Annotated in this window: 7 protein-coding genes; 4 read left to right on the top strand and 3 right to left on the bottom strand. The window is 45.8% G+C overall.

What is annotated here, in order from left to right; genetic code table 11:
• Positions 1-204: 204 nt before the first annotated feature.
• The 3 genes from WKK33_RS05300 to WKK33_RS05310 all read right to left on the bottom strand — a co-directional run bounded on the left by WKK33_RS05300 (position 205) and on the right by WKK33_RS05310 (position 5,077).
• Positions 205-1,284, bottom strand: a complete 1,080-nt coding sequence (locus WKK33_RS05300) for a hypothetical protein (protein ID WP_337469126.1) — start codon at positions 1,282-1,284, stop codon at positions 205-207.
• Between the two features lie 813 nt (positions 1,285-2,097).
• Positions 2,098-4,548: a TonB-dependent receptor gene (locus WKK33_RS05305; RefSeq protein ID WP_337932830.1), complete on the bottom strand. Its 2,451-nt coding sequence runs from the start codon at positions 4,546-4,548 to the stop codon at positions 2,098-2,100.
• Positions 4,549-4,702: 154 nt separating this feature from the next.
• Positions 4,703-5,077 carry a hypothetical protein gene (locus WKK33_RS05310; protein ID WP_337932831.1) on the bottom strand — a complete coding sequence of 125 codons (375 nt, stop codon included), beginning with the start codon at positions 5,075-5,077 and terminating at the stop codon, positions 4,703-4,705.
• A gap of 153 nt (positions 5,078-5,230) precedes the next feature.
• Between WKK33_RS05310 and WKK33_RS05315 the strand changes: the two genes are divergently transcribed.
• From WKK33_RS05315 to WKK33_RS05330, 4 genes are all read left to right on the top strand, one after another.
• A complete protein-coding gene (locus tag WKK33_RS05315; RefSeq protein ID WP_337469123.1) occupies positions 5,231-6,199 on the top strand; it encodes a TraB/GumN family protein in 969 nt (322 codons plus the stop codon).
• Positions 6,200-6,204: 5 nt separating this feature from the next.
• The gene (locus WKK33_RS05320) at positions 6,205-7,215 is read left to right on the top strand and encodes a hypothetical protein (RefSeq protein ID WP_337469122.1); all 1,011 of its coding nucleotides are present in this window, start codon (positions 6,205-6,207) and stop codon (positions 7,213-7,215) included.
• Entirely contained in the window at positions 7,208-8,017 is an 810-nt protein-coding gene (locus WKK33_RS05325) for a galactosyltransferase-related protein (RefSeq protein WP_337469121.1), read from the top strand. The genes WKK33_RS05320 and WKK33_RS05325 overlap by 8 nt, the downstream gene beginning before the upstream one ends.
• A gap of 35 nt (positions 8,018-8,052) precedes the next feature.
• The coding region (locus WKK33_RS05330; RefSeq protein WP_337932833.1) for a DUF3405 domain-containing protein at positions 8,053-8,566 on the top strand (514 nt) is incomplete at its 3' end.

Genomic DNA, 8,566 nt, shown 5'->3' on the forward strand with positions numbered 1-8,566 from the left:
TTGCTGAATGGCCATTGATGGGTTGCAAGCAGCACAAGTGGTTTGCATTGAAAGAAACAGAATCAAGCCCAATGCCATTGCATTGACGAGTATAATCTTTGGGTTCACCATCGCATTCCCCTCCTATTCATTAAATCGAGAATCTCTATTTTTATCTCAAAGCAAATCGTTGAAGCTCAACCTGTTGCCACAACGCTACGCTTGTCAGAAAAGCCCTGACGGCACAAGATCTAACGAGTTAATAGACTCGTAGGCATTAGAAAGCGCATCAAATACCTTCAGCACATCGTTGTAGTCCCAAAACTTGAGATCGTCACGTATTGCTTTCAACGAAGATGCTTCCTTCTTGATTTTCTCCAATTGCTTGGCGTCAGAAACAGCAACAATTCCTTGTACAGAGGGATTGTTCTTGGCCTTCATCAGATTAAGCAAAAGACTATCTATACTGCCACTTGTTTGCACCTCAAAAACGTAAGTTATTCTTCCCATATTACCGACTGATACCTCCCAAATGGCATCTACAACCGCGCCATCAGCAACTTTCTTCTCTACTTCCGCCTTAAAGCCAAGGAAGGATCCAATATCCCTGATCCTATCTCTTACATCATTATGAACAAACGCCTTCTGCTTCTCTGTTTCTTTTTCTAGCTTCTCCTCAGAAGGTGTTTCCATTTCATTGGGATCAACCTGGAGGTCTTTCCATATGAAATAGTCGAGAGCGAGAAGGTCGTCTATTTCACCAACACCTTTCTTTTGGGCCAATTCTACAAGTTCACGTCCAACCTTTGATAGATAAGCATATTTCTTACCATCAAGAGCTGAATTATATTTAGGGACTTTAGGAATATCCAAAGCAATAAAGCCCGTGAGAGATTTCTTGTTCCAAAGAATATACTCATTTGGATTGAACTTATTAAGCAACTCGCTGATAATTGCTGGGCCCATTCCCTTAATTTTTTCACGAAACTCATCCCAACGGCTTTCGATGGATGACTTTCCATAGAATAGGTTAACCAGTTGCTCTCGAATCAAAACGATGCCATTGCTTTCAATGACGCCATCAAGGTAATATTTCTTATTACCCCACATACGCATGGCCCATAAAGGCGCGATAAGATTGAAGAACTCTTCCTCAGTTAGGTTCTGTAATCGTTCTTTAGTGTACGACTGCATCTCATCGCACAAAGCATGACGCTCTTTGAAATCTGATTCAAGTTCCGCCTTATTGTTGTCAGCCCATTTCTTATAGTTTGAAAGGGCAGATGAATATAACTTTTCGTTCATATTTCCTATTCTGTAAAAATCTTTATATCACCCAAGCCTCGGATTTGCATTTTGCGCCATTTGAGCATACACTCATACTGCCGTCAACCACATAAAAAGTATTATACAATTTGTTTGTTAGCATTTTCCTATATCTATCTTCATGTCTTTCGACATATAGCGTACTCACGTACTCCTCCCACTGATGGAAGCAGCAACAAAGACGTCACACCAACTGCAGAAATAAAGTATGGCGAACCGGATAAGCCACAGTAAATATCTGCCTGCCTAACATTAGTCACGCATGAAGTTCCGCTCAACTTAGTGTTACTCTAAAATCAAGCAGATCTCCATCTGACGTGGCAAAGATAAACATAAAACCTGAGAACATCACCCCCTTGAGGAGGCTTTTTTCTCTATGATGGAGTTTTTTTAACGCTCTTAGTTCAAGCCCGTTGATTCCACCTTGGGATAGAGACGCACATCGCGCACAACTGGCCACTGATGGAATGGCGTAGAGCCGTTGCATACTCATAAAACAATGCCAGCCGGCACGGGGCATCGCCCACGCAAACCCGACTGGCATTCTTCCTATTGAGGAAACATTCAAATTGCGTTAACCAAATTCGTTCAAATTGGTAATCGTAAAACGATTATATCAATTACCTCCCGTTGGTCGGTGGGGCTTCGCCGAGTCTCGTTAATTCGTTGTTCTTTCTGACGAAGGTTTAGCTCAGCGGCCGAAGGGGGAGCCAAAGCGGCAGAGCCGAGCGACCGCGTCTGAGCGTAAATACTCACGTGTGACATTTATCACTCCCCAATGGCGGATGAAGTTCATAGCTTCCATCTCAGGTCAACGCCCACCTGGATGGGGTTGGCGCGCTGGGCAAACCAAAGGTTGCTGCCCGTGGCGCCGCTGTTCACGGCAAACACCTGATGGCGGTTGTTGGTGAGGTTGCGCCCCCACAGGTCGACCTCCACACGCCCCATGTCGAAAGCCAGATGGGCGCCCACCACCGCATAGAAGCGTTGGCTCTTGGTGTTGGCCTCGTCCCAATAGGTCTTGCCCTGTCCGCTCACGTCGGCGCCCACCGTAACGCCATGCAGCCACGGCGAGGCCACGGGGAGGGTGTAGTTGGCAGAGGCGGCCACGGTATGCTCGGGCACAAACGGCACGCGACGGCCCTCATAGTCGGTCACGGCCACGGCGCCTGCCGCCGACACGCTGTCCTTATACTCCTTAAACACGGCGCGTGTGTAGCCGTAGCTCGCGGTCCACGCCAAGCGGTCGGCCAACGCGCGGCCACGAAGGGCCACCTCCACGCCGCAGCTGTTGCTCTTGCCCGCATTGGTCATGGTGCGGCCAAAGCCATACCGGCTGGCCATTACGGAGAGCTGCTGGTTGCGAATGCGCATGAAGAAAGCCGAGAGGTCGGCCTGCACGCTGCCGCCAAAGAGGTTGGCATGGGCGCCCACCTCGTAGTTCCAACTCGTTTCGGGCTTGTAGGCTATGCTATGGGCTATGCGGTCATAGTCGGCCTTGGTGTGGGGCACGTCGTAGTCGCCACGCTGCGAGCTGTTGGCCTCGAGCTCCACCTGCATAATGTCGGAGAACATCTGTATGTTGTAGCCGCCGGCGCGGTAGCCCTTGCTCACCACGGCATACACGTTGCTGCCCTCTTCGTCGAGGCGATAGGTCAGCCCCACCTTGGGCAGGAGCTTGCCCCACTGGTTGTGGCGCTCATCGCGGAGCGCCGAGCTGATGGTGGCGCCCATCTCGCGCCCCATCACGCTCACGAGCATCTGCATGGCGGCATGGGTGTCGTAGTCGACGGCCACCTTGCTCCAGTCGTAACGCAAGCCCACCGTGGCCGTCAGGCGCGGCCCCACCACGATGTTCGACTCATGAAACACTCCTAAGTTGTAGGTCGGGGTGTGGTAGCTGCCGGGCACGTCGCGCATGTCGGCGCTCACGCTCACGCCGCCCGCCCTTTCTATCGTGGCCTTGGCCATGGCGGTGGCGGCGTCGGCCGTCATGCCGTTGGCCATGAACCGCCCAGCCATGGAGCTCACCATGGCGTTATACATCGCCCCTTGCACGGTGTTGCCCAGGAACGTGTCCATGCCGGGGTCGAAATGCACCAGGCTTCCCGTTTTCAACCACGTGAACCCAGCGAAGGCGCCCAGCGTCCAGCGCCAGCGGTCGGCCACCGGCCGACGGCTCTTCAGGGCAATCTCCTGCGTCATGGCGTTCTGAAACTGCCGCTCCTCCATGCGCAGGAAGTCAGCGGGAAGGTAGTCGATGTCCATCAGCATGTAGTCTTTTACATATTGGTAGCTCGTGGTCGACGTCAGGTCGAAGGCGTTGGCCTTGAACCCCACGCTGAGCGAGGTGGTCAGCAGGTTGCGGCGGTAGTTGCTCTGCCAGTTGGTGTTGGGCGAGGCGGTGTGGCCGGCGTCGTCCAAGAGGCCGTAGGGAAAGGCGTTCTGCCGCACATATTGGTAATCGGCCACGTAGCGCACGTCCCACCGCTCCGACGGCTGCCACACCAGCTTCAGGCGGCCGCCCGCCTCGTTGCTCCTGTCGGCGCGCTCGCCCGTCGTGGGGTTCTTGTAGAAGCCGTTGTGGCCGTCGTAGAAACCCTCCACCGAGTAGGCCCACTGGCTGTTCACCTTATGGTAGTGGGCCACCTCGGCGCTGCGCCTCAAATGGCTTCCCACGCCCACCTTGAGGTCCGTGCCCTGGTAGGCCATGGGGTCGCGGGTGTAGAGGCGCACCAGGCCGCCCTCGCTGTTCAGGCCGTAGAGCGTGGCCTGCGGACCGCGGAGCACGTCCACGCGCAGAAGGTTGTAGAAGTGGTGGTTGAAGGCCGACTTGCTCATCAGCGGCACGCCATCCACATAAATGCCCACGGCGGGCGAACTGACGCGCGAGCCTATGCCGCGAACATACATCGATGAGGTGTAGCGCGAGCCGTAGACGGGCATCGTGAAGTTGGGAACGAAGGCCGACAGCTCGCGCAAGTCGCTGGCGCCCAAGGCCTCCACCTGCCGCCCCGAGAACATCGAGGAGCTAACGGGCTGCTGGCGCATGCGGTACTGCTCCTTGGGTTGGCTCACCACAATCATCTCATCGAGATCGCGCACCAAGGATGTGTCGGCGGGGTTCGTAACGTCTGCCTCCGCCGTAGCCGAGGCGGCCAGGGCCAAGGCCAGCGCAGCCACGGCGCGATGCCTCAGGGGGAGGGTTGAAAAGGGTGTGTGTTGTTGCTCTCTATTTTTCATGCTGCAAAGGTACGGCTATTTCGCCTGTCGGGCAATCCTCATTTGTTAGGAATTAGCGGAGCGCCGCCTTTTGATGGGCCGCCGCCCCTACCCTCCCTCCAACAACCTGTTGACGCGACATTCGCCGCATGGCGAAAAGACGAGGAGGCGGACATTATTTCGCCTTCTTATTGCTTCCTTGCCCCTTTTGTGAACCTTTTACTGTTATGGGAATACCCGCTGTTCCTGTATAGGTGACCGAGCCTGTTGCTGACATCTGCTCTTGATACGCCTCTCCACTAGCATATATTAATTTATAGGCATTTCTTGCGGCAGAATAATAGTTGTAAACATTCATAGGATTTTGGACGATATTTGCCACATCGTTTACTAAGCCTACTGCTGCGTCTATGCCATCCTGTAGTTTTTCACCCTTGTTTTTTGAGTTCCCTGTAGTTTTATTCTTATCATCACTACCATTTCCTGTTATAGAACAATTTTCAGCGACAGGATCAAACTCCGCATTCTTCAATAAATGTAATTTTCTCATTGTCTCATATTTTTTATGATTGTTGTAAAGTTAGAGCAATATTTTAAAAGCTATGCATTGATTGTGTTTTATTAACACAAACTTAACATTAGTTCACTCTTAAAACTTTGCATATTGTCTAACTGTAACTAAATTTGCAATAAAACAAAAAACATGAAGAAGACATTACTATTAACCTTATTTGTGGGTTGCTTTTCCTTTGCTTTTGCAAAGCAAGGAAATGTCAATGCATTAGTGTGGAGAATAATAAATCCAAAGTCACAAGACACTTCATATATCATGGGAACATTGCACTCTGAACACATATCTATAACCAACCACATTTCGGGATTTGATGAGGCGTGGAAGCATTCTAAAACAATTGTTTTTGAGTCAAACTTATTTAATATCGGGAAATCCCCATCCGCATCTAGGCAAATAAGCGAGTGGCATGACAAGGACATATATCTTAGAGTCTTAGGAAAGGAAAAATATGACACACTAAAAGAAAGTTTGTCAGATTTTGACTTTAGCATAAACCCTATAGATTTTAAAAACATGTTGGAATACAATTTATACATGACCATTTATTCTGGTTATATCTTTAACAAAGAAAAACGAATAAACGTATATAACCCCTCTTTTGATTTTGGCAAGAAAGACTCGACGTACAACAACATGACATTAGGAAACTATTCAGAAAATTTTTTAGATTTTGGATTACAAAAGAGATGCTTATCCGAAAATAAGAGAATAGCTTTTCTTAATAGCAAGGATGAAGACGCTAAGCTAATAGCCAATGAACAAGCGGATTGTGACAGTTGCGCTTTGCAAAAAGCCGTCAATGATATATATGACTTAATCACAAATACAAATGAATATTTTAGAACTGCATGGAGCTTAGACTCCATATATTACAATCACGAGCTATGGCGAATCAAAAACAAGGAAACGCCTATTAAAGTACATGCTATGAATAGACGATGGATGGCGTCCATCAGAGAATTGTTAAAAAACGGGGAAACACTCATTGTGGTCGGGGCTCGACACCTTGTCCATTGCGGCAAAGAGAAAGGACTACTTCACAGAATTGAGAGAATGGGGTACAAGATTGAGCCTATCGAATATAAACCACATAAGTAATCATCATGAACTACATAGATTCCATTATTCTTAAACGAACATGTACATGTTGGAAGAAACTAGGTAACGACCTTCTCTATGGAAAACCTGGCATATTGCTCTATTATGCCCAAAAGAGTAATCAGAATACATGTTTTGAGAAAATTTACCAAAAGATGGAAGGTGATGTGTTAAGCCATATCAACAAAGATATGCCTTGCCGACTTGACGGATTATTAGGAATTACACTATGCACAACTTGGATACTGGCCTATTGGAAAAAAGGAAATCCAGATTATGTGCTGAAGGAAATAGACGAAGACATTTACCGTAACACAATGTCATTTATCAATAAGGGCGAGCATAACAATGAGCAAGAAATTGAAATTCTTTTTTATATCAGCCAAAGGCTAAAATATGGATTACAAGGAAAGGAGAAGCGAATTATCTTTACTCGTTTTTCTGAGTTTCTACTGGAACACACTTACGCTCATTTAGGCTCTGATATTAGTAAAGAAAATATACCTTTTAATATTTTAAATCACAAGGTTTTGTATCTAGCAAGCCTTGTAGAGCTATATAAATTGGGATTTTACCAAAAACGAATTAAGCGTATCACTTACGAGATTAGCTTAAAAATTCAGGCATTACCATATGCATTGGGAAATAAGTTAATGCTCCTTCTTTTCTGCTTGAAGTTAAAGAAGATAATGGGGGACGGTGTGGGGAAATGGCCGGAAATCGAGAAAAGCCTGCTCAACAACTTAAGTTGTCTTAATGTAAATTGCCTTGATCTACCTTACAAGAACATATCTCTTGCTAACGGTTTAACCTCATATTACCTGCTTGGATTTCTGTGCAACTCAACCAATGGCCATTCTCTTTTCAAGTTAGACACCAATTCATATAGACACGAAATATTAAAGAGAGTCCTTTTCTTGACAAAAAACGATTCTGATACGATGTTGCCTTTAGGATTAAATGGCATTCATGGGTTTCATTTTCTTTATTCATTATTAGTAGAACATCATGGCTAATTATAATTTTGACCAAATAACATTTATCATACCTGTCAGGTTAGACTCTTTATTCCGTCTAGAGAACGTCTTAACTGTCGTAAGGTTTTTCCATCGTTTTCATGCACACTTTATCATCTTGGAAGCAGGTGATTATTGTAGTAACATTTTACAAAAAATGTTACCTAAAGACAAATGGACCAAATACTATTTCATACAGGATCAGGACATTGTATTTCACCGAACCCACTATATCAATCTTATGACCAATTTAGCAAAAACCAGGTATTTGGCTATATGGGATTCGGATGTTTTAGTTGACCCTTGCCAAATACAAATGAGCCTTAATGACTTGGGAAATGGCAGTTGCGAAGTTGCTTATCCTTATAATGGAGAGCTGATGGGGGTTGACCCAATTCTCAGAAGTTTATTTATTGAACATCCGTCCATTTCTTTTCTTAGGAAAAACATTCGGCTGATGACCTTTCTATATGGCCCAAATGTAGTTGGTGGCGGATTTGTGATACGTCGTGACAAATATATTGAATCTGGTGGAGAAAACGAAGAGTTTTATGGATGGGGACCAGAAGACTACGAGCGTTTTTATCGTTGGAAAAACTATGGGTATAGAGTAAAAAATGAAGAAGGCGTCATGTATCACCTATATCACACAAGAGACCTCAATGGCAAATACCGTTCGACATTACATCAAAATTTATGTCAAGACGCTCTAAACATCACATGTCATTCTAATAAGGAACAACTTCGTAAGCAAATAAAATTCAAATATTCTTCAGACTCAGAAAGAAACAGGAACTTGTAACTACTCATAACCCCTCTTCAAAAAAACATTAGAAAATGAAGAAAGTCATACTTCTGACCACACATATAGACAATGCATTTGTCAGGATGCAGATAAACAAACTGAAAATCGAAACAACCAATGCTGATATATATGTAATGTATCAAGCAGATTACTGTAACCCGCATTTTGAAGATTGCGTTTTATCCTATTCTTTCACAATAGACTCTTTAAACGCCCTTAACTATAATCCCATAGCAAAAACTATTGTTCCTGGTAGTAACCATTTTGCGGTCCTTCAGTTTTATCATGACCATCCAGAGTACGATTATTACTGGAATATCGAGTATGACGTTTGCTTTAATGGCGACTGGGGAGATCTTTTTTCTACATATGAATACACTAAGTTCGATTTCATTTCTTCACATATTCAAACCTATGCTGAAAACCCAGGATGGGACCATTGGAACATGATGGAGCTCAATAATATTAGTATTGATAGATGTGAATACATTAAATCTTTTAACCCCATATATAGAATTTCAAACAAGGCTTTACGGTACCTTGATA

The sequence above is a fragment of the Hallella sp. genome (assembly GCF_037460745.1).
Classification (GTDB): domain Bacteria; phylum Bacteroidota; class Bacteroidia; order Bacteroidales; family Bacteroidaceae; genus Prevotella; species Prevotella faecis.